The organism is Candidatus Binataceae bacterium, from assembly GCA_035308025.1.
Classification (GTDB): domain Bacteria; phylum Desulfobacterota; class Binatia; order Binatales; family Binataceae; genus JAJPHI01.
This window is the reverse complement of record DATGHL010000053.1, coordinates 66664-88753: the sequence shown is the minus strand read 5'-3', so window position 1 is coordinate 88753 and position 22090 is coordinate 66664. Positions and strand designations below refer to the sequence as shown.

Genomic DNA, 22090 nt, shown 5'->3' with positions numbered 1-22090 from the left:
GCGCTCATCTGCCGCCTCTCTCAACAAGCACGATTATCGAAATCAGGACACCGGCCTCGTTGTCTTAGGACAATCTGCGGAATTTGAGATGCCTGAACTTGATTCACTCGCCCAAAAGCTAACGTTTCGCACTTAACAGCTCAGGTACGCGTCTTGCGCTAACCTTGGACGAACGGCGATTCATCAAGATTTGCCTGAGTTCGATCAAGGAGAGCGAAGAGGCGAGTGGGGACGAAAACGCAACTCGATTTCGCCAGCATCGTCGGGCTGTTGCTTGGCCCGGCCTGCGTGCTTGGCGGGCAATGGATCGAAGGTGGCGCGCTCGGCTCATTGGTACAGTTGAGCGCCGCGATGATCGTTGTGGGCGCCAGCCTTGGCGCTTGCATGCTCTCCTTTGCCCCTTCCTCCCTGATGGCGGCGGCTCGCGACGTGAAAAAGGTCGTTGCCTCGACGGTGCCTGATCCGTTCGAGCTGATCGACCGCATCGTCGGTTACAGCACTGTCCTGAGCAAAGAAGGTCCGATCGCGCTTCAGAAGCAAATCTCAAAGGAAAGTTATCCCCTGTTGAGCACCGCGCTGAACCTGCTTGTGAGCAATATGGCGCCGGAATCATTGCTCGGCGTGCTCGAGCGGCGGTTTGCCGAGAACTTCCGGCTCAACAGCGCCGGCGCTGACGTTTTCGATGCGGCGGGCGGCTACCTGCCGACCTTCGGCATCATGGGCGCGGTGCTCGGTCTGATTCATACGATGTCCATGCTCGATGATCCGAGCAAAATCGGCTCCGGCATCGCCACCGCGTTTGTTGCGACCCTCTACGGCGTGGGCACAGCCAACATCCTCGCCTACCCGTTCTCCAAAAAAATCCGCGCCCGTGCGCAAACCGAGAAGGAACTCGATCGCATAGTGATTACGGCCTTCAAAGGTATCCTGGCCGGGCAAAAGGGACTGGCGCTGCGTCAAACCTTGACCGGAGGATCGCCAACACCGCCGGTTGCGCTGGTCAAAAAGACAGAGAAAACGGAGAAGACCGAAAAGGCCGCTTAGTCCTTCTTCGATCCGAAATCATGGCGGCCGCGCGCCTCTGTGTGTTACTGGTTCTCCCAATCTGACCGGCGCGTGCGGGAGAATCAAATGGACACAGAGGCGCTCTGTTTTTTGTCGCTGGGTGAGGTCGCGAAGCAGATTCGCGAGGGCAAATTGACTTCCGGCGAGGTTACCCGATGCGTCCTCGAACGGATTCGCGCGCACGACGGGCTTCACGCCTATAATCTGGTAATCGAGGACTCCGCGCAGCTCGCTGCTGCCAAGGCCGACGCGGAGCTGCGCGCCGGGCGCTGGCGCGGACCGCTTCATGGCGTGCCGGTCGCGGTCAAAGACCTCTGTGGGACTAAGGGGATTCCAACCACCTGCTCCAGCGCCGTTCTGCGTGACTGGCGGCCCGATTCCAGCGCCACCGTGGTCCAACGGCTCGAAGCCGCCGGCGCGATTCTTCTCGGCAAGCTCAACCTGACGGAATTTGCGATGGCCTGGTACCATCCATCCCTTCCGATACCGCTCAATCCATGGGATCACGCCTTATGGCCGGGGGCGTCGTCCAGCGGTTCGGGGGTCGCAACTGCAGCCGGACTTTGCTTCGGCGCGATCGGCACCGATACCGGCGGCTCGATTCGCTTTCCCTCGGCGGCGTGCGGAATCGTCGGCTTGAAGCCGACGTGGGGGCGCGTCAGCCGGTACGGTGTCTTTCCGCTCGGCGAATCACTTGACCACATCGGACCGATGACGCGCAGCGTCGGCGACGCCGCCCTGATGCTCGCCGCGATCGCCGGTCGCGACCCGCACGACGATACTTCTCTCGCCGCGTCGGTGGACGATTATCAGTCGGCTCTCGCTGGCGGTGTCAGCGGACTGCGCGTCGGGCTCGATGAGCGCTACATCGCGACAGCCGACGTCGCCGAAGCGGTGATCGACGCCGTGCGGACGCTCGAGCGGCTCGGCGCGCGGGTCGTGAAGATTACCATTCCCGACGTCGAACCGGGGATCTCAGCTTGGACGACGCTCTGCGCCGCCGACGCGGCCGCTGCTCACGAGCACACTTACCCGTCGCGGGCTTCAGAGTATGGTCCCGGCTTCCGCTCATTTCTCGAAATCGGCGCCGAAGTGCGCGGTCAGTCTTACGCCAAGGCCCATCAGGTGCGTGAACGTTTCGCCAACCAAGTGCAGATGATGTTCGATCAGGTGGACGTTTTTGCCTGCCCCTCGATGGCGATGGCGTCGCTTCCCGCCAGCGCGATCCCGCCCGATGCCAGTGGGTTGATCGACGGAGGGAGCAACTCTCTTGTCTATTTCACAGCGCCGTTCAATCTGAGCCGCAACCCAACGTTGTCGCTTCCATGCGGACAGAAGCCCGGTGGCCCGCCGCCCAGCCTGCAACTCGTCGCCCGTCATCTTGGCGAAGCGACTCTGCTCCGCGCCGGCGCAGCCTTTGAAAGGGCCACCGACTGGCATCTGCAACGGCCGCCCTCGAAATAGGCTTTGGTTCACGCGGGATGGGAATCAGTTTCAGGAGGCTCGCAGCATCCGGAGAAATTCGCCGCCGCCATGTGGCCAATCGGCCGGTGGCGATTGCATCCGCTCGGGTTCGCAGATCCAGCTTGCGCCCGTTCGCCCGATCACCTCGCGCAGCTCCGCGAGGTAGTCGCGGGAATCGGCCGTCGAGAATTTGACGCCCATGGCTTCGACCCGGCCTGTTACCGGCGCGAGACGGCGTGCGAGATCAGCAGGATCGAAAAACGGCGAGATTGTGAGCGTACGGAAGCCCGGACCGCCCGTAAAAGCCGCGTCGCGATCGTAAACTATCGTCCAGCCCGGGAGCGCACCCTCCCACAAGCGCACCGATTGCTCGCTGAGCGCGCGCCAGCGCGCTGCCTCGCGCACGCGTCGGATCGCGATCGCATCCTCGAGCGCGAGGGCGCGCGGCGGCGGCAGGGGACCGCGCGCAAGCCGCTCGAGCGCCGCGGCGATCTCCTCGGCAAAGTCCCGCGTTGCAAGTCCGTCCGTCTCGCCGACAAACAGATGATGTGGCGAGAGGCATCCGCGCTGCTCGAAGACCGAGACCTCCTTGGCAATCGTCTCAGCCAGCGCGTCGCGACCGGCGCCCCCGATCGCGCCCGCGGTCACAACGATCCCGCTGACGCGCGCGCCGAAGCCGACGAATCTCGACAGTCCACGATCCGGCTGGCCGAGGCCGGAAGCTCTCGCCGGCTCGAGTTGCGCGATCGTACCATCGTCGCCGAAGGCCACGATCCGATCGCAACGTGCGCTCATTGCTTTGGTCAAGTCAGTCTGTTTACGGCCCCAACTAAAGACCGCGATTCGCGCGCCCACGGCCGCGTCCACTTCAGCGAGCGCGCGGGCGAATTCGGCAAAGAAAATCGGCTCCGCCGCGGCCGTCTTGATGATCACCGCGCATCCCGCGAGTATCGCCGCGGCGACTTCGTGCAGCCCGGCGCCGGGCAGGTTGGCGGGCATGATAAAACCGATGAGCTCGCGCCGCGCCCGCAGCGTTCGCGCGAAGGCCAAAACCCGATCAAACTCGCTCCACGGTGCGCAGACGCGATCCAGCGGAAGCGACAATGCCGACCAGCCCCAGCGTGCGGCGATTGCCGTGACGGCCGCGCATCCGCGCGGATGTTCAATCGATCCGAGTTGACAGCAAGTTGCGACGATTGCAGCGGCCACGCACTCGACCGGAGGGGCATTCGCTGCAAGCACCGCACGCAGGCTGAACTCCGCAGCGAACACTTCATCGACTTGCGGCGCGACGCTTGTGGAGTTCAAGGTGGCCGATTCGCGAACTCTGCGATCGCGAGCGCACATCCGCGCGCGTCGCCGGTTGCTGCGCGACCGAGGATCCTGACGCCTCCGCCATCGATCACGCCTAGATCCTCCGTGAGCAACATCGAGACCGACGCGACGTTGGCGAGATCAAAGAACGCCAGCAGGCCGATCTCACCATCGGCAACCGGCCGCAACGACCCGGGATCAAGCACGAACGACTTGAGCCACGGCGGCGGGAGTTTTACCCGCGCCGCGGTCGGCTCGCTGCGATCTGAGTTGAACGGCGTCGCGTCATAAAGCTGCGAACACATTTCCGTCATGCCGTACTCATTGATCACAAGGGCCGGATCGAGATTCAGGCAGCGCGAAGCCTGCTCGGCCACTTCCGCCGCACTGAGCGGCGCGGTCTGGCCTTTGGCGCCGCCGGTATCCATCAGGCGCGACCCTGCGGGAAGGACGATCGCTAGCGAAGCGCGGCTGCCGCGCGCACCGAGCAAACGAGTCCGCGAGGTGCGTTCAGTGGATGACTCGGTGAGCGCCGCGAACAGCTTGGCGCAGGCCGCGGTGGTGGCGAGAATACAAACCGGTGCGCCGGCGCGCGCGCACCCGCGCAGAAACTCGATCGCCTTCGCGACGTCGATCCCCTCGCGCGTGGCGACGCACGCCAATTCCGCCGTACCAAACTCCTCGATACACCAGCTGATCATCTGCGACAGCGACGACTCGGGCATCCGCTCGGCGGTCGGATGAAGCGCAATCATCGCCAGGCGACGCCCGTCGGGGAACATCATCCGGCGCAGGTGGCCGATGGCGGAAGCCCGGTAGATCTCCGGGTGCAGGACGCGATGGCGGCCGCGCTCCGCCATCCCGATCGTGGTGCCGCTGGTTAGAAAGAGGCGGGCCTGCGTCGCGGGCGTCTCGGCGAGACTTTCCATCTGCGCGTATTTGAAAGCGAGCGTGCTGACCGCGGGAATCTGATCAACGCGCCGCACGGCCGCAGGCTCGACGCCCAGCGCGGCAACATAGCTTCGATATGCCGGCACATGGTCGACCTGATATGCGAACACGCGGAGCGCCAGCGCGTCGAAGCCCTCGCGCGACCCGGGCCGCTGGATGAAATCGAGAACTTCGTCCAGAATCGTCATAAGGGAAACGCTTTCAACGACCGCCTCGTATATTATGACGACGACAGTATCGCAGACCACGCATCAACGAGGGGGTTAATTCGCCGGGACTGCGAAATCTCGTGGTGGTTGCCGGCCTATTCAATTTCAAACTGCGGTTTGTTAAAAACATTGAATCGAGATGTTCGAGGGATAAGGGGCTCCAAGCAGTAAAAGATGAAAAAATTCTCTGCGGGTGTGGTGTTGGGCTTTCTGGTGAGCTGGGGAATGGTTTTCGCAGAGCCGAATTTCAATCACAACGGGATCTTCTGGACCAGGCTCAATAATACGGCCAAAACCGGCTATATCAATGGCTACGGCGATGCGATGCAGGTGAGTGTCGGTAAGCTCGAGAGCCTCTCGATTGCGGCCGATCTCTTTCACTGGAAAGGCGCCGATAAAATCATCCGTCAGCTCGCCGACGAGCTTTCGACTTCCGAACTCACGCCTGCCGAGGCCGTGCACAAGCTCGACACTTTGTACGCGAATCCCAAGTACAGCGAGCTTGATCTCGGGCAGGCGCTGCAACTGCTCACGGTCAAAGCGCCGCCGGACGACCCGGCCGCCGCCAACGCGCCCGCGCACAAGTAAATTTCAGCGCCTCGCTCTTCGCGCAATCCGTCAGGCGACGCGACGCAGCCGACAACGATGATAAATCGTTGACACTTGACGTCTGTTTGACGATTCTAATTTGAGTAAATAAGCTGTAAAACGCTTCACTAAATGATTCAAGAAAGGATTGGATGACTAAAACAATAACAATGCTAGCGCTGGGCGCGTCGGTGGGACTTACTGCGATGGTTTGTCCTACTACGACCGGCGCTCAGGAAGTTCAGGTCGGCGCGACCTTTGTCGGCGAGGTCAACCACGATATTTCAGCGCCCTTGAGTGATATCGCTATTGCCGCCGAGAGCTCCGTCAGCAGCGGCACGCACGAAGTCCTGCCGGTGCGGCGTCGCTCAGGCGCTGCCCCTGCCGTCGCTAGCGAGACTGACCCCGTGATCCAACGCTCGGGCGGCCCACTTGTCGCTGCCACGGTCGGTCTGAATTTCGACGGGGTGAGCAATATCAGCGGCTTCGTACCGCCGGACACCAACGCCTCGGTGGGCAGCACGCAAGTCGTCGAGACCACCAACGTTTCGTATCAGATCTTCAACAAAAGCAGCGGTGCATCGATCCTCGGCCCGGCGGCGGTCAGCAGCATTTGGTCTGGCTTCGCCGGCACGCTTTGCGGCAAGACGACCTCGAACTACAGCGATCCGGTGGTGCTCTATGATAAGGCGGCGAGCCGCTGGCTGGTAACCATCCTGGCCTACAACAGTTCATTTACATCCAATTCCGAATGCGTGGCGGTCTCAACCGGCTCGGATGCAACCTTGACCTATAACCGCTACGAAGTTTCGTTCGGATCGAGCCTGCCCGACTATCCCAAATTCGGCGTCTGGTCTGACGCTTACTACGCCTCCTTCAACATCTTCTCCGGCGGAGTTACCTTTCTTGGGGCAAAGGTCTGTGCGCTTGATCGCGCGTCGATGCTTGCTGGCGGCCCGTCAAATACCGAATGCTTCCAGCGGACCACGAGTGACTTCTCTTTCCTGCCATCGGACGTCGACGGCGCCACGCCGCCCGCAACCAACGAGCCGGACTTCTTTGTCGAGCTGGGCAGCAGCCCCAATACGCTCGAACTCTTCGACTTTCACTCGGACTTCGCGACTCCGGCCAATGCCACTTTCACCGGACCCACGATGATCAGCATTGCCCCGTACACCCAGGCCTGCGCCTCAACCGGCACCTGTATCCCGCAACCGGGTATCAGCCAGAAACTCGACTCGCTAGGTGACCGCCTGATGCACCGGCTGGCATGGCGCAATCTTGGCGGCACAGAACATCTGGTGGTCAATCACGCGGTTAAGCCGAGTAAGGCGGTGGCGGCGGTGCGATGGTACGACATCATCAATCCGGATTCTGCCCCGGCGATCGCGCAGCAGGGAACTTTCACGGTCGGCGCTATCTCGCTCTGGATGGGCTCGCTCGCGATGGATAAAGCGGGCGACATCGCTCTCGGTTTCAGCGCCTCGAGCAGCAGCGTTCATCCGAGCATCCTCTACACCGGGCGCATTCCGACTGATCCGATCAACACGATGGAGGCGATCGCCGCGATAAAGTTGGGCTCAGCTTCACAGACCATCAATCGCTGGGGTGACTACACCAGCATGGCCGTAGATCCGATCGACGACTGCACTTTCTGGTACGCCAATGAGTACCTTGCTACCAAGGGCTCCGACTGGCACACCCGCCTCGCCACCCTGAAGTTTCCGGGCTGCAGTTAACCCTCTAGCCGATAAGTCTCCGGACGTTCCCGCTAGCCGCGGGAACGTCCGGGAAACACTTCCGGTTCCGCCGGAGCGTCAGGGCAATGTGCCGGTGGTGTTGCCGTTCTGATCACGGGTCGTGATAGTCATGGTGCCGCCGAGACTATTAGTGGTGCCGGTCAGATACGCCGACATCCGATCGAGATTGTTCCCATCGACGACGTTGAAGCCCCTGACCTGAGCCGTGCTGCTCTCGAAATCGACCATTGAAGCCGCCACCAGCCCATTTGAGTCCACTACGGAGAACCCATTGCCACCACGGCCGTTGCTATTCAGGAACGGCGGTGGCTCCTGAAGGGGCCGTTCTGATCGAACAGATCCTCATAGTTGAACATCCCGTCCAGCGTGATGCCGTCGTCCTGGCGGCTGACGCCATTCAGGTCGCTGGCGAAGACACCGGCGAAATTGGTAGCGTCAAATGTGCCGATCCCGGTGGCGCTGCCGTTAGCGTCGATCGCGAAGAATTCGGCGTCGATGAGATCCTGCGAGAGGCCAAAGCCCGTCCGGACCTTGCCGCCGCCATCAAAGACGTTCGCCCCGAAACCGCTGGCGGTTGTCGAGGTTCCCTCGCCAAACGCGGCGCGCACAATTCCAGTTCCGGCTTCCACGACGTTGTTGTCCCAAGTGGAGATGCCCGCCAAGGTTTGTGTCGCGTTGATGCCTACGGTCAGCCTTGGTGTTGGGAGCTCTATTACGAGAAGGGTAAAGTTCAGGTCCGAATCAATGACGCGACGTTGCCGCTATCGGTCGGGCGATTGGGGAAGATTTGCGCAAGTTGTGCGGCTGAGAGTCCCATATGCGCGGCGAGCACTCGAGTGATTGGCTCGCGGAAATCCGTCGTGACGGCGAGATCGCGCTCCTGATAGAGATTGCTGCTCGCTAGTCCGGGCCAGCGGCCGTAAACCCGCCCGCCGCGGATCGGCCCGCCCATGACCCACATCACATTGCCGTGACCATGGTCGGTGCCGCCGTTGCCGTTCTCGCGCATCGTGCGGCCGAACTCCGAGATCACGAGGATCACCGTCTCGCCGTATGCGGGACCGAGCAGTTTCGTGAAGCTGCCGAGGCCGTCGCCGAGTTGCTTGAGATGATTTGCGAGTTGCCCTTGCACCGCGCCTTCATTGACGTGCGTATCCCATCCGCCCAGCGCCATGAAGGCGAGCTTGATCGACGGGTCCCGCTGGATCAGGTACGCCAGCCGGTCCGCATCCTGACTGAAGCCGTCGGGCGTGGGCGCACCATTATCGGCCTCGGCCATGTCCTGCCGCAGTTCGCCGACCAGCTGCTTGCGCGCGGCGCGACCCTGCTGGTAAGCGACGCTGATCGCATCGCGACCATCGTAAAGCCGATCGAAGGCCGCTTCGATTCGTGGATTGTCGAGCGGCAGGGGACGCGCCGCGCCGCGCCCGAGTGCAATATTCGCGACCGGTACGCGGCCTGACAGGATGCGCGGCACGACCGGTCCCAGGCTCACCGCGCCGGTCGGACTGCGGCCCGGCAACGCCGCCAGCACGCGATTCATCCAGCCGTCGGCCGTCGTCTTGATCCCGGGCGTGCCGCTCTCCATGTAGTCCTGCGCGTCGAAATGCGAGCGCGTCGGATCGGGCGAGCCGCAGGCCTGCACGAAGGCCAGCGTGCCGGCGCGCCATTGCGGCATCAGCGCATCGAGCGCGGGATTAAGTCCGAAGTGGCCGTCGAGGTTGAGGACCGCGCCATCGCCCTTGCGCGGGATCGCGATCGAGGGGCGCGCCGCGTAATACTCGCTATCGCCATACGGGACCACGACGTTCAAACCGTCGACGGCACCGCGCAGAAAGACTACCACCAGTCGCCGGCGGTCGGCCGATTCGCCCGCCAAGGCGCGCGCCGCCCACGAGTGCGTGCCCAGCAGGATCACGCCTTTGGCAGAAAGCGAGGCGGCGGCGCGAATAAATTGCCGGCGATTCATCATCTTCGCCGGCGGCGTGGGATGATCGTGCTTGAACATGATTCGATTGGGTTCCTTATCGCATCATGAATTCGGGACTGCCGAGCAGCAGCGGCGCGCGCAAGCCCGTGGGCGCCGATTCGACCGCGGCTTGCGTCCGGGGAGAAAAACGGTCGCCGAGGGTCATCGCGAGCGCGACCGGATCAGGCGGCGCGGGTTTGTTCTCTACACGGTCAACCATCGCGACCCGGCGCATGCCACCGCCCGCACCCTCGCCGGCAGGCTCGTCGGCGAAGTCGGAGAAAGGACGGTTAAGCGGCAGCCGGCCCGCTCCGAGCGCGGTCGCGAAGGCCAGCCGCAGCATCATCGCGTCCGGATTGAGCCAGGCCTCCTGCGTGTTCTTGTAGCCGTCCGGGGTCTGGCAGCCGAAGAGCGGCATCCCGAGTCCCGCCATCGTGTTCATCAGGGGCCGCACGTTACGTACCGGCGTACCGGTGGCGCGCACGGCCGAAATCGCGAATTCATAGGGCGTCTTGAATTTTGCCGCGTAGCTGCGCGAGTCCCAGAATTCCGGGCTGGCGAACAGCGTTTCGAGGACGACGCGGAGATCGCCGTCATTCGCGAGATAGCTCCGCGCAATCCGATCGATCAACGGGGCTGGTGGATTGTCGGCGACGAAATACTGCGCGAGCTGCGTGCTCAGGTGACGCGCAGTCGCCGGATGGCGCGCGAGCAGATCGAGCGCCCGCTCACCTTCGTTGATACCGCCGCCGCGGATTGATTCTCCGAGCAGACTCTTGTCGCTGAAATCGTGACGTGACGGATCGAAGAAAAAACCGTCGGGCGTGCGGACCGCGCCCGGTTGCTCACCGAAGCGGCGCCGAAAGCCGCCCCCGCCCAGCGGTGGCCGGCGGCGCACGATACCCCATCCGGTAAGAATATGGGCCAGCGCGATGACATCAGCCTGCGAGTAGCCGCCGTTGACGCCCAGCGTATGCAGCTCCATCAGCTCGCGGGCGTAATTCTCGTTGATCCCTTCGAGCTTGCCGCGCGCGCCCGGTGAGTCGGGCGCGGTGTTCTGCCAATTGTCGAGATAAAACAGCATCGCCGGATGCTTGGCCGTCGCGCCAAGCAGATCGCGAAAGCGGCCCATCACGTGCGGGCGAATCGCCTCCTCTTCGTACGCACCGACCCACAGATAACATAGGCCCTTGCCGGCAAAGACGTTGAAGTGGTTGAACCAGAAGGCGGTCATCACCTCCTGGAGTTGCCGCGGACTGCGGACGGCGCGCATCAGCCGCGCGCGTATCGCCTGCTCGACGACAATTCGGGCCTGTTGGCGCGCCTGCTTTTGCGCTTCGGGGTCGCGATTGGGCTTTTGATTCGGTCCGCGGCGGCCGCCCATCGGCGGGCCATATTGCAGAAACAGCTCGACCGGCGTCATCCGCAGCGTCTCTAACGCGCCGATTTGCTCCTCGAGCTCCGGCGATTCAGGGAGCCCATGCGGATTGAGTTGTTGCGCGATCCAGCGCTCAACGCCGAGCCGATTCGCCGTCTCGACATCGCCCGGGGCCGGACCGAAAGCGAGCCGATTGAGCGCGTGCAACGGCCGCAACTCCAGCGGCATTGCCGCCGTTTGAGTCACGACGGCTCACCGCCTGCCGTCGGTAACTCGGAGTAACACCTAACCTAAACTCGCACCTATGTAGGTAGGCCGTTTTGCTTGCCCCTTTGCCTGCCCGCCCGATGCTAATTGTTTACAAAGTAAACAAACTCTCGTTGTTCGCTTATTTCCTTCGCCTAGTTTGTTCATTCTTTTTTAGCTCCTTACTATTATTCAAACGGTCTCCGCCATAAGGGTATGACGGAGACCGTTGGCTAAACGTTTACTGACTTATGTCGGACGCTATCGCGCGAGCCTAATACTTCGCCGGAGTTCCTTGGGTCCGATGTACGCGCCGGAGAAACAGAGTGGGATGACTCTTGAACTTCTCTCTGACGCCCGGATGATGCTCCAGATAAGCCTTCAGGTCGGGATTGGATTTCAGGTAGGCCGGGTCATCGACGAGACGCGGGTCGTGGTTTAACTGTTCTTCCATCCCGGGATGGCTGTCGAGAAAATCACCGAACTTATCGGCATACTTATGGTGTTTGTCGAAGTGTGTCGGCCGCGGCGGTTGTAGCGGCTCGCCCTGCGCCATGACCGGCGCGCTCAGCGCTCCCATCAGCAGTGTTGCCGAGAGCAGAATCATCGGACGTTTCAAGTTCATTTCATTCTCCTTTTGCGTTGTCGGTGGCAGCGCAGACAGATCTCCCGCCCGGTTGATATAAACACTAAATGATCGAGACGCCACAATAAATCGCTCGACCCCGTTCAGGCTAGCGCGGCGAGCGGCCCCAGGCCTCGATCAGACTCTCAAAGGCGCGCCGCAGCTCAGGATCGGCGACGCCCGGCAGCTCAATCGATCTCCGGGTATTGCGCGGCACCGCGCGCAGACGCGGCCGCTCTCGACGGCTGAGCCGGCCCTGCATGAAGCGCACGTCCCGGATCGCATCGCCGTCGATTTGATGGCGCAGGCGGTCGAGGATTTGCGGCTTCATCAGGTTGAGCTCCTGCAGCCACATTGCGCCCGATACCTTCACTACCGCAGTGTGGAACTTGAGTCCGACGATCTCGGTGCGCCGCGCGATCGCCTCGCCGACAACTTCGGGCCAAACGCGAATCAGCCGGACGATCTCGAACCGCCCGTCGGAATCGAAGCGCGCGAGCAGATCCTGGATAGCGCCGCCAATCTGCTGCGGCGGCCGGCGTCGGCTGGAGGCGATTGTCATCGCAGGTAGTTTCTCACAATCTCTTGATCGTTCCAGAGGCCCAATGGTCTTTTAGCAGGTTTGTCCACAGTTTAGCGGCATAGAAATGCATTCGCAGCACGCTGAAGCGATCACAATAGCCTAAGCTTCAACTTCTTTGAGCCTCGTGCGGGCTTTAGGCAGCCTTTATGGGCATCTTGGGCGGTTGCATGAAAGTTATCCACAACCTAATATATAGTTATTCACAACGTCTTGAACACCATATGTAGGGGTTCGCTCTTGACAGAATCTTCGCACCATACTAATTCCGAGTGACACATGGCGGTGGTTTCACGGGCGGGAAGGGAGCGAAAGAGCGATGGCGTTAATCGTGGAAAACTCAGAGGTTGCAAAAAATAACGCGCAATCACGCTCGATCACACTTCAACGCTTCTTTACGCGGGCCGGCGTCGATCCGATGTCGCAGGTCGATTGGGATGTCCGCTCGGCCGTGATTGCCGGCGAGGACGGCCGCGCGGTCTTCGAGCAACATAACGTCGAAGTGCCGCGCGGGTGGTCGCAGACTGCCACCAACGTCGTCGTTTCGAAGTATTTTCGCGGGCCGCTCGGCGACCCAAGACGCGAGACCAGCGTGCGGCAACTCGTCGGCCGCGTCGTCGATACGATCACGGGCTGGGGCGAGAAGCAGAGCTATTTCACCGCCGACGCCGATCGCGACACCTTCAAGGCCGAGCTTGCCTGGCTCCTGCTCAACCAGATGGCGTCGTTCAACAGCCCGGTCTATTTCAACGTCGGCATCGAAGAGAAGCCGCAGTGCTCGGCCTGCTTCATCCTCAAGGTCGAGGACAACATGGACTCGATCCTGAGTTGGTACCGCAACGAAGGGATGATCTTCAAGGGCGGTTCGGGCGCCGGGGTCAATCTTTCGGCGTTGCGCTCGTGCCGCGAGCGGCTGTCGTCGGGCGGCACGGCCTCGGGGCCGCTCTCCTTCATGAAGGCGGCGGACGCGTCGGCGGGCGTGATCAAGTCGGGCGGCAAGACCCGGCGCGCGGCCAAGATGGTCGTCCTCAACGCCGACCATCCCGATATCGCAAAATTCATCACCTGTAAGCAGGACGAGGAGAAAAAGGCCTGGGCGCTGATCGACGCCGGTTACGATTCTTCGCTCGACGGCGACGCCTACGGCTCGGTCTTTTTTCAGAACGCCAACAACTCGGTGCGTGTGACCGACGATTTCATGAAGGCGATCGTCGAGGACGCCGAGTGGCAGACCCGCTATATCAAGGGCGGCGCAGTCGCCGACACCTATCGCGCGCGCGATCTGCTCAAGATGATTGCCGAGGCGGCGTGGGCCTGCGGCGACCCCGGGATGCAGTTCGATACCACCGTCAACGGCTGGCACACCTGCCCGAACAGCGGCCGAATCAACGCGTCGAATCCGTGCAGCGAGTACATGCATCTGGACAACTCGGCCTGCAATCTCGCCTCGCTCAACCTGCTCAAGTTTATCGACGAGCGCGGCGACTTCAACGTGAAAGCCTTCCGGCACGCGGTCGACGTGATGATCACAGCGCAGGATATCGTCGTCGATCACTCGTCCTATCCCACTGATGAGATCGGCCGCAACGCCCATCTGTTTCGCGAACTCGGACTCGGTTATGCGAACCTCGGAGCGGCGCTGATGGCGCTCGGGATGCCGTATGATTCCGATCAGGGGCGCAGCTACGCTGCCGCAATCACCGCGCTGATGAACGGCGAGGCCTATGCGCAGTCGGCGCGGATCGCTGCCGCGCTCGGCCCCTTCGAGGGCTACGCGATAAATCGCGAGCCGATGCTCAAGGTGATCGAGCGCCATCGCGCCTGCGCGCGCGAACAGCTCAAGCCCGAGTACGTGCCGCTCGATCTGCTGCATGCGGCGCGCGAGTCGTGGGACGAGGCGTTGCAGCTCGGCGCAAGCGCCGGCTATCGCAACTCGCAGGCCACCGTAATCGCGCCCACCGGCACGATCGCCTTCATGATGGACTGCGATACGACCGGCATCGAGCCGGACATCGCGCTGATCAAGTACAAAAAACTGGTCGGCGGCGGGATGCTCAAAATAGTCAATCAGACCGTGCCGCGCGCGCTCAAGCGCCTGGGTTACGACTCGCGTGAGGTCCAGGAAATCGTCGAGTACCTCGACGAGCACGAGACGATCGAGGGCGCGCCGCATCTGGCCGATGCCCATCAGGCGGTCTTCGATTGTGCTTTCAAGCCGCGCGCAGGCTCGCGCACGATCCATTACCAGGGCCATCTCAAGATGATGGGCGCGGTGCAGCCCTTCATCTCGGGCGCGATCTCGAAAACGATCAACATGCCGGCGGAAGCGACCGTTGACGAAGTTGCCGAGGCCTATGTCATGGCGTGGAGGCTCGGGCTGAAGGCGGTTGCGATCTATCGCGACGGCTCCAAGCGCACGCAGCCGCTCAATACCGGCAAGCGCGCAGAGACAGTCGCGAATGACGCGCTCAAGGCGGTGTCTGCCGCGGCGCCGCCTGACGAATTCCGGCCCTATCGCCGCAAGCTCGCCGACGAGCGTAAATCGATCACGCACAAGTTCGATATCGCGGGCCATGAGGGTTACATCACGGTCGGCATGTACGAGGACGGCAATCCGGGCGAGATTTTCGTCTCGATGTCGAAGCAGGGCTCGACCATCTCGGGGCTGATGGATTCGTTCGCGACCGCGATCTCATACGCGCTGCAATATGGCGTGCCGCCCCAGTTCCTGGTCGATAAATTTGCGCACATGCGCTTCGAGCCGTCGGGCTTTACCAAAAATCCGCAGATTCCCTACGCGAAGTCGATCGTTGATTACCTGTTCCGCTGGATGGCGTCGAAATTTCTCGATGAGCAGGCCCGCAATGAGGTTGGCGTGATTAGTCAGTCGCCGAGCGCTGACCAAGGCGAAGTCACCTCACCCAAACTTGCATTGGTGCGCCCGCGCATCGCCGCCGATCTGATCGACGGCAAGGACACTTCTCTGCGGCAGGTGTTCATCAATCAGGCCGACGCGCCGCCCTGTCCCGACTGCGGCTGCATCATGGTACGCAATGGCGCCTGCTACAAGTGCCTCAACTGCGGCACAACCAGCGGATGCTCATGAGGTGAGAAAGCTTTGGGACCCCGGAGAAACTCAGTGGATGGACGGTGCGGGGATGGCAGAGGTGATGATGGTTTGGGGCGGCGTGGAAGAGTTTCTCCGGGGTCGATTGATTAGGTAGCGGATTACTCAGTCCGCTAGGCAGTGTGTGGCGGAGAGGCGGCGGATGTGGGGACGGCAGGGGGTCGGGAGCAATCCCGGCCCTCTAAAGTGTACCTTTTAGAGATAGCGAGCCGGTGGAGAGGCGGAGGTATTGTACATTCAACATAGAACAATTACACAGAAACATTGAAGCAGTGGCAGCTCACAATTCGGGTTTCTTTGAAATTCCTGATGTCATCCATTTTGAAGATTATAAGATGTTTGCCCAGTCCTTCGCGTCCCAGTTGGCGAAGCGGGCATCTTCAAGGGAATACACGCCGAACACACTGACGTTATTTCCGTATCCGAATTATCATCCACAGTATCCAAACAAACTGCGCGTGATGGCGGTGGCCAGTGTAGCGGACCTCGCCCTGTTGCGTGTTGATGGAGGCCGCCTCGCGCGAGTCACGGATCCAACAATTTCGGATCGCGTCTATTCTTACCGTATTTCTTCCTTTGGTGACGCCGCGAGCGCTTGGACATTTCGATCGAGCAAAGAGGCCTGGAGGGCCTTCACGGAAGCGGGAATAAGTGTCCTTGACGACGACACTCGCCCGTTTATGTGCAGAACAGATGTAACGAAGTTTTATCCATCTATTCGTTTTGATCTGCTGGAAGACCTTCTGTTGCGGTGTCGCTGTAACCACAAAATTGTTCGGCGACTTCTGCGAACCCTAGAATTCTGGCGAGACCAAACCGGACTGCGCGGCTTGCCAATCGGTCCGGAGGCTTCAGCCGTATTAGGTAACCTTTTTCTCGCCCCCGTGGATCAGTCGATTATTGCGTCCGGAGCAGATCATAAGCGCTATGGCGACGATATCCTTATTTTCACAAAGACCAGAGCACTGCGTGAGGCTGTGGTTACTTTACTAGATAAAGAGCTGCCCATGTTGGGTCTCACGAGATCAGAAGAAAAGACAAAGCTCTTCGACGACCCAGAAGAGGCCAGAGAAAACCTGCGCGATTCCAAGATCCAGTACTGGGAAGGCGCAGCATCGTATTCGCCGGAGTTGAGTGTGTGGGGTGTTAGGCGGGCATTTGACCAAGACATTTTGAATTCGCCCGAGATCAAGCTATCCCAGTACCGGTGGATATTGAAATACTTGAAAAACCGGAACGATATGCATGGTTGCTACGACCTGGTTTGCCGGCGAGACTTGATGAACATCGACCCCAAGATCGCGGGTCCCTACGTGATGGTTGCGAAGACAACCAAGCGCGTAATCGAAGAATGTATGAAATTAATTTCGCAGGCGCCCGAAGATCATTTCGAAGCGCTTACATTCCACATGTTAATGGCAATGTCACAGGTGCGTACTGGGGGTGACGAGGCCAAGGAGTTCGAGCGAATCGCGAGCGATCAATCGAGACGCTGGCCGACCCGAGCTGCGGCATGGAGGGCTCTCGCGCGAAGCGACAAGATCAAACAGTCCTTTTTGATGCAGGCGGCTAGTGCGGAAAGCGAGCCCGACATTCGCAGGGCAATCATTACTACATTGCGACACGCTGGAGGGCATCGACAGCGTAACAGCTTTCTCAATGATATCCGAAAAAAACATCCTGAGACCCAATACACCGTCGAATGGGTGAGAAACGCGGCCTAGCTGGTATACCGGCCTCTAATTTACGGAACCAAAAAGGTGATCTGCGAATCGATGCTCTACTGTTGCGAGCTGCAGAGCTTGAGCGCAGTCGCGGCGCCGTCTGCCGAACCCGGTTCGTCGGCGCGCGCGATACTCAGCTCGACCCGCATGATCGATTTAGCTCCGGGACTCCGATAGGTGCCGCGAATCGGCGGGACGTCGCCATAGTCGCGCCCGATCGCCATCCCGAGATGACGCTCGTCGGTCCGGCATCCATGGGTCGGGTCGAAGCCGCTCCAGCCCGGTCCGGGCAGCCAGGCTTCGAGCCACGCATGACTCGCCTGACCACCGAGCATCGCGCCCGGCGCTTGAGTCGCAGGCGCGAGATAGCCCGAAACATAACGCGCGGGCACACCCGCCAGCCGCAGCAACCCGATCGTCAGATGGGCGAAGTCCTGACAGACGCCGCCGCCCGACTTGAGGATGTCGTTAATGCTCGAATGCACATGGGTGCGGGTGGTTTCATATTCGAACTGGTCACGCACGTACGCCACCACTCGCATCACGTATTCAGTGACATCCTCCATGCCCTGAGGCCGTGCGCCCATCCAGAAGAACTTGCGCAGCCGCTCGCTGAAAGGGATGTAGCGGCTCTGCGCCAGAAACTCATAAAAGGCGTTAGTGTGGAGGGCGTCGTCACCGAGGAAACGTGAGAAGGGGGTTTCGGGATAAGTCTGCGGCGGCGGCATGTTAATCTCGACCGCCGATTGCGCGACGATCGTCAGCGCGTCATGCGGATCGTCGACAGAGACGGAATGCCCGTGATTCCCGTAGAAATCCTCGTACGCGACGATCGGGGCGGCAGGCGTGGTCCGGAGCTCGAAGTTGAGACAGCGCTGCGTCGGGCCGTCCCATGGACGCAGCCGGATTTCGTTGTGCGAATCGAAAGCCGGGCGCTCGTATTCAAATCGCGTCTGATGCCTGATCTGAAATCGCATATAGGCAATCCGAGCACTCTCAGGCGAGGGGTCGAGACCAAGAATCTTGACGCCGCTCCGGGGGGCGGGCGAGTCCGCGAGCCGCGGCCTTAGTCAAGACTCGCCTGCTCGTTTCCCTCGTGCCAATGCCACCTCGCTCCACTAGTCTTCAGGCATGTACGCTGCGGCGATTCGCGTTGCAAGGGCCGCGCATTCGCTCTGAAAGCCCAGCAGGAATTCGTGCAGGCCGCCGGTGATCGCAATGTCGGCAGAGCTATCGGCCAACCAGCCGATAAGCCGCTCCTGGCCCAGTTGCGGCGCGCTGCCGTCGGAGTCGAGTGCGGCGATCCGCGCGAGCGCCGCGGCGATGCGATCGGCGCAATAGCGGGCCGAGCGCGGAATCGCGCCGTTGAAGAGTAGAAGATCGACGACCCGATCGACCCGCAAGGCGTTGCCATAGATCCTGCGGAAAGCTTCGAGGGAAGAGGCGCTGCGCAAGAGCGCCGCCCACTGCCGGATGTCCGCGGCGCCGCCGACATCTTCGAGCCGCGGCAACAGATAGTGATACTTGACGTCGAGCAGGCGGGCGACGTTGTCCGCGCACTCGAGCATCGTGCCGAGCTCAAAAAAGTCGTAGGCGATATCGCGCGTCATGGTGTTCCACACCACGCCGCTGATTGTGTAGAAGCGCTCGCGCAGGGTGGCAAAAAAGGCGTTAAGCGCGCCGAGCGCGAACGCGTCGGCCGGCCAGTTCGCCGCGTCAAGATGCAGTCGATTGACCTCGAGCCACAGCTCCGAAGAAATCTGATGGCGGATCGAACGCAGGTTGGTCCGCGCGGCCTCGATACAACTGCGGATCGAGGCCGGATTCGCCGGGTCGAGCGCGAAGAAATTGACGACTGTGCGCTCGTCGGCCTGATTGTGATGCGCGTTGAAGCTCTCGGCCTCGCCGGTAATCGCGAGCAGCGGCTCCCAGGCGTCGATGTCGCGCGGCGGCACCTCAAGCAAGAGGTTGTAGTTGACATCGACCAGGCGGGCGCGCCATTGGGCGCGCTCGAGATAGCGAGCCGCCCAGAAGAGCTGATCGGCTATCCGACGGAGCATCCGTCTTCCAACACCCAGGTGTCCTTGCTGCCGCCGCCCTGCGAGGAGTTGACGATGAGCGAGCCCTCACGCAGCGCGACGCGCGTGAGGCCGCCGGCCAGAACCCGAGGCTTCGAGCCCATGAGGACAAACGGGCGCAAATCCACATGGCGCGGTTCGAGCCGGGGCGGCCCGCTGCCGCTGGCGGCGAGCGTCGGATGGACGGACAACTGCACCATCGGCTGCGCGATATAGGCCGCGGGATCGCGCATGATCCGTTCGCGCACCTGCGCGAGCTCAAGCGCGCTGGCCTGCGGCCCGATTACGACGCCGTAGCCGCCCGAAGCGCCGGTCGGCTTGATCACGAAACGATCGAGATTGCGCAACACATGTTCGCGCGGTTCCGGATCGCGCAGCAGATGCGTCTCGACGATCGGCAGCAGCGGCGCTTCGCCGAGGTAGTAGCGAATCATCGCCGGCGTGTAGGCGAACACCGCTTTGTCGTCGGCGACGCCGGTGCCGATCGCGTTGGCGATCGCGACATTGCCGGCGCGAATCGTCGCGGTCAGCCCGGCCACCCCGAGCAGGGAATCCGCGCGGAAGACCACAGGATCGAGGTAGTCGTCGTCCACCCGCCGGTAAAGCACATGCACGCGGCGCAGGCCGTACACCGTCTTCATGAAGAGCTTGTGGCCGGCGCAGACGAGATCGCGGCCCTCGACCAGCTCGACGCCCATCTGCTGCGAGAGTAGGAGGTGCTCGAAAAAAGCCGAATTGTATGGGCCCGGGGTCAGAATCGCGACGACCGGATCGCTGATGCCGATGGGCGCCAACTCGCGCAGACAGGCCAGCAGATCGGCTGGATACTGTTCGACACTGCGAACACGTAGCGCGCGCAGCAGCTCAGGCAGGAGCCGCAGCATAATCACGCGATTCTGCAAAACATATGAAACGCCTGACGGCGTGCGCGCATTATCTTCGAGCACTAGGAAGCGGCCGTCGGCGCCGCGCACCAGATCGATTCCAGCCACCGTGACGAAGGGCCGATCATGCGGTTGCAGGCTCGCGGCGGCGTGGCGAAACTGCGGTGAGCCGATGATCAGATCGCGCGGCACAATCCCGTCGTGCAAAATCGCAGCCTCGCCATAGATGTCGGCTAGAAAGGCGTTGAGCGCGCGGACCCGCTGAATCAATCCCGCTTCGATTTGCGCCCATTGCGACGCTGCGATGATGCGCGGCACCGGATCGAAGGGAAAAATCCGTTCGGCGCCGTCGGCGTCGCCATAGTGATTGAAGGTCACGCCCATCTGCTGAAACATCTGATGGGCGTGATTGCCGAGTTCCGCCAGGCGCGGCGCCTCCAGCGTCAGCAGATAGTTCGCGACCCGCGCGCATTCCGGTCGCGGCCGGCCGCCAACCTCGAACATCTCGTCCATCGGCAGTTCGCGCATCAGCGCCGATGCCTTCAAATTCGGCAGTCCGCTGCCAGTCGCTTGAGCATCCATTTCGACTTCACTACTCCCGTGCGCGTCTGATCGGCGTCAAGGTCCTGAATCGCAATGCGCGTGCCGGGTCCTTCGGACCGAGACGGCGACCCGGCGGCAAGGAGAGTGCTGAGCGGAAGAGCGGGGGCTAGTCGAACTCGGCCTTGAAGACGTCGCTTAGGCCGCTGGCGTAGGAAACGCGCCGGGGCGTTATCCGCATCATTCGCAGGCCGTCGTTGCTGAAGAAGGGCGCCTCGAACGGATTTTTTTTGAGGAACACCGCCTTGAGCGTCTCCCATTGCGGACTGTTGCGCGCGACTTCGCTCGCGACGCCCTGCACCGAGGCGCGCGTAATCTCGAAGGTCTCGACCTTGCCCTGGTCTCGCGTATCGACCATCACAGTGACATTCGGTCGCTTACGCGCGTTTTGGTACTTCTCGGCGTTGGCCGCCATGATGAAGAGCAATTCGAGCGCGTCGGTCTCGGCGAACGCCTGCATCGTGCCGGTCGTCCATTCATCGCCTTGCGTGATCAGCACCGCAACGTGCTGACGCGCATAGAGCTCCAGCAGCTTCTTTTTCTGTTCGGGCGTCAGCATCGGATTCCCCTCTCGCATCGTTCAGCGTCAGCTGTCACGGCGCCGCGAGGCCGCCCGCCTACTTCTCGATTCGCAGCCGCCACGTCGCCGCTAGCGGCGCGACCTCGATTACAGCATAGCCTTCCGCTTCAGCCGCGCGCGGGATATCGCGAACGCCGCGCGGATCGTCGATCAACAACTCAAGCACCTCGCCCCGCGCCATCCGCTCGAGCCGCACCTTCGCATGCGCCCAGTTAAGCGGACATTTGATCCCGCGCAGGTCAAGCGCGCTCGCCATGCCGGCTACTTCGCCGCGGCGAGCTTGCCGATGTAGCGGCCAAGTATCTGCCGCATCACATCCTCGCTCTGCGCGCCGACCAGTGGATACTCGCCGATAAAGAAGGTCGGCACGCCATCGACGTTGCGGCGATGCGCAATCATCGCGTTGTTCTTGAGCCGCAGCGTATAACGGTTCGATTCCAGCGCGACGTTCATGGCCTGCGCCTCGATTCCCACTTCCGACGCGAGCTCCGCCAGCACCCCTTGTTGCCCGATATTGAGGCCCTCGTTGAAGTAGGCGCGATAGACCCGCTCCTCGAAGGCCTCGCCCTTGCCAAGCTCGATCGCAAACTCCGCGGCCTCGAGCGCGAGCCGCGAGTTCGTCAGAATTTCGGGCGGCCGCATCGCGATGCCGGCGGCGTCGGCCATCTGTCCGATTCGCGTCCAGATCGCGCGGCGCGCCTCGGGGCTAAGGTCGCGGCGAAAGTCTGCCGCGGGCATCCCGTCGGCCGGCCACTCCGGATGAATCTGAAAGCCGCGCCAACCGATCTCAAGATCAAATTCGGGCTTGAGCCGGCGAATCGTCGCGAAGCCGACGTAACAGAACGGGCAGATGAAATCGGAGAACATCTCGATTTTGGTTGACATAAAGGGCAAGACCTCAGGACAGCACCCCAGGAAAAGACCTCAGGAAATATATACGCTTCCGGC

General features: G+C 61.6%; 20 protein-coding genes. 6 read left to right on the top strand and 14 right to left on the bottom strand.

What is annotated here, in order from left to right:
• The first annotated feature begins 270 nt into the window (after nt 1-270).
• On the top strand, nt 271-1044 hold the full coding sequence (locus tag VKS22_16705; GenBank protein HLW72253.1) for a MotA/TolQ/ExbB proton channel family protein: 774 nt from the start codon (nt 271-273) through the stop codon (nt 1042-1044).
• Nucleotides 1045-1131: 87 nt separating this feature from the next.
• Nucleotides 1132-2529: an amidase gene (locus tag VKS22_16700; protein ID HLW72252.1), complete on the top strand. Its 1398-nt coding sequence runs from the start codon at nt 1132-1134 to the stop codon at nt 2527-2529.
• A 30-nt stretch (nt 2530-2559) separates the two neighbouring features.
• Here VKS22_16700 and VKS22_16695 read toward each other — a convergent pair whose 3' ends face one another.
• Complete coding sequence (locus tag VKS22_16695; GenBank protein ID HLW72251.1) at nt 2560-3837, bottom strand: acyl-CoA reductase; 1278 nt, start codon at nt 3835-3837, stop codon at nt 2560-2562.
• Nucleotides 3834-4982, bottom strand: coding sequence for a hypothetical protein (locus VKS22_16690; GenBank protein ID HLW72250.1), 1149 nt, complete (start codon nt 4980-4982; stop codon nt 3834-3836). Before VKS22_16690 ends, VKS22_16695 begins: the two co-directional genes overlap by 4 nt.
• 195 nt (nt 4983-5177) lie before the next feature.
• Between VKS22_16690 and VKS22_16685 the strand changes: the two genes are divergently transcribed.
• Together VKS22_16685 and VKS22_16680 are read left to right on the top strand one after the other, a co-directional pair.
• Complete coding sequence (locus tag VKS22_16685; protein ID HLW72249.1) at nt 5178-5591, top strand: hypothetical protein; 414 nt, start codon at nt 5178-5180, stop codon at nt 5589-5591.
• A gap of 152 nt (nt 5592-5743) precedes the next feature.
• The gene (locus tag VKS22_16680) at nt 5744-7330 is read left to right on the top strand and encodes a hypothetical protein (protein HLW72248.1); all 1587 of its coding nucleotides are present in this window, start codon (nt 5744-5746) and stop codon (nt 7328-7330) included.
• A gap of 78 nt (nt 7331-7408) precedes the next feature.
• On the opposite strand, the gene VKS22_16675 is transcribed toward VKS22_16680, so the two are convergent.
• The 6 genes from VKS22_16675 to VKS22_16650 all read right to left on the bottom strand — a co-directional run bounded on the left by VKS22_16675 (nt 7409) and on the right by VKS22_16650 (nt 12131).
• Nucleotides 7409-7609, bottom strand: a complete 201-nt coding sequence (locus VKS22_16675) for a hypothetical protein (protein ID HLW72247.1) — start codon at nt 7607-7609, stop codon at nt 7409-7411.
• Between the two features lie 35 nt (nt 7610-7644).
• Nucleotides 7645-8013: a hypothetical protein gene (locus VKS22_16670; protein HLW72246.1), complete on the bottom strand. Its 369-nt coding sequence runs from the start codon at nt 8011-8013 to the stop codon at nt 7645-7647.
• Nucleotides 8014-8081: 68 nt separating this feature from the next.
• A complete protein-coding gene (locus VKS22_16665) occupies nt 8082-9359 on the bottom strand; it encodes a DUF1501 domain-containing protein (GenBank protein ID HLW72245.1) in 1278 nt (425 codons plus the stop codon).
• Between the two features lie 16 nt (nt 9360-9375).
• On the bottom strand, nt 9376-10944 hold the full coding sequence (locus VKS22_16660; GenBank protein ID HLW72244.1) for a DUF1800 domain-containing protein: 1569 nt from the start codon (nt 10942-10944) through the stop codon (nt 9376-9378).
• Nucleotides 10945-11218: 274 nt separating this feature from the next.
• A complete protein-coding gene (locus VKS22_16655; protein ID HLW72243.1) occupies nt 11219-11569 on the bottom strand; it encodes a hypothetical protein in 351 nt (116 codons plus the stop codon).
• A 109-nt stretch (nt 11570-11678) separates the two neighbouring features.
• Nucleotides 11679-12131, bottom strand: a complete 453-nt coding sequence (locus VKS22_16650; protein HLW72242.1) for a DUF721 domain-containing protein — start codon at nt 12129-12131, stop codon at nt 11679-11681.
• 337 nt (nt 12132-12468) lie between these two features.
• Between VKS22_16650 and VKS22_16645 the strand changes: the two genes are divergently transcribed.
• Complete coding sequence (locus VKS22_16645) at nt 12469-15255, top strand: vitamin B12-dependent ribonucleotide reductase (GenBank protein ID HLW72241.1); 2787 nt, start codon at nt 12469-12471, stop codon at nt 15253-15255.
• Nucleotides 15256-15548: 293 nt separating this feature from the next.
• Complete coding sequence (locus VKS22_16640) at nt 15549-17000, top strand: RNA-directed DNA polymerase (protein HLW72240.1); 1452 nt, start codon at nt 15549-15551, stop codon at nt 16998-17000.
• A 56-nt stretch (nt 17001-17056) separates the two neighbouring features.
• Here the strand turns inward: VKS22_16640 and VKS22_16635 are convergent, their stop codons facing one another.
• From VKS22_16635 to VKS22_16610, 6 genes are all read right to left on the bottom strand, one after another.
• Nucleotides 17057-17977: a transglutaminase family protein gene (locus VKS22_16635; GenBank protein ID HLW72239.1), complete on the bottom strand. Its 921-nt coding sequence runs from the start codon at nt 17975-17977 to the stop codon at nt 17057-17059.
• Nucleotides 17978-18118: 141 nt separating this feature from the next.
• Nucleotides 18119-19060: an alpha-E domain-containing protein gene (locus VKS22_16630; GenBank protein ID HLW72238.1), complete on the bottom strand. Its 942-nt coding sequence runs from the start codon at nt 19058-19060 to the stop codon at nt 18119-18121.
• On the bottom strand, nt 19045-20544 hold the full coding sequence (locus tag VKS22_16625; GenBank protein HLW72237.1) for a circularly permuted type 2 ATP-grasp protein: 1500 nt from the start codon (nt 20542-20544) through the stop codon (nt 19045-19047). The genes VKS22_16630 and VKS22_16625 overlap by 16 nt, the downstream gene beginning before the upstream one ends.
• Before the next feature lie 127 nt (nt 20545-20671).
• Nucleotides 20672-21121, bottom strand: coding sequence for a hypothetical protein (locus tag VKS22_16620; GenBank protein HLW72236.1), 450 nt, complete (start codon nt 21119-21121; stop codon nt 20672-20674).
• Between the two features lie 58 nt (nt 21122-21179).
• Entirely contained in the window at nt 21180-21398 is a 219-nt protein-coding gene (locus tag VKS22_16615; GenBank protein HLW72235.1) for a sulfurtransferase TusA family protein, read from the bottom strand.
• Between the two features lie 5 nt (nt 21399-21403).
• The gene (locus VKS22_16610) at nt 21404-22027 is read right to left on the bottom strand and encodes a DsbA family oxidoreductase (protein ID HLW72234.1); all 624 of its coding nucleotides are present in this window, start codon (nt 22025-22027) and stop codon (nt 21404-21406) included.
• Nucleotides 22028-22090 lie beyond the last annotated feature (63 nt).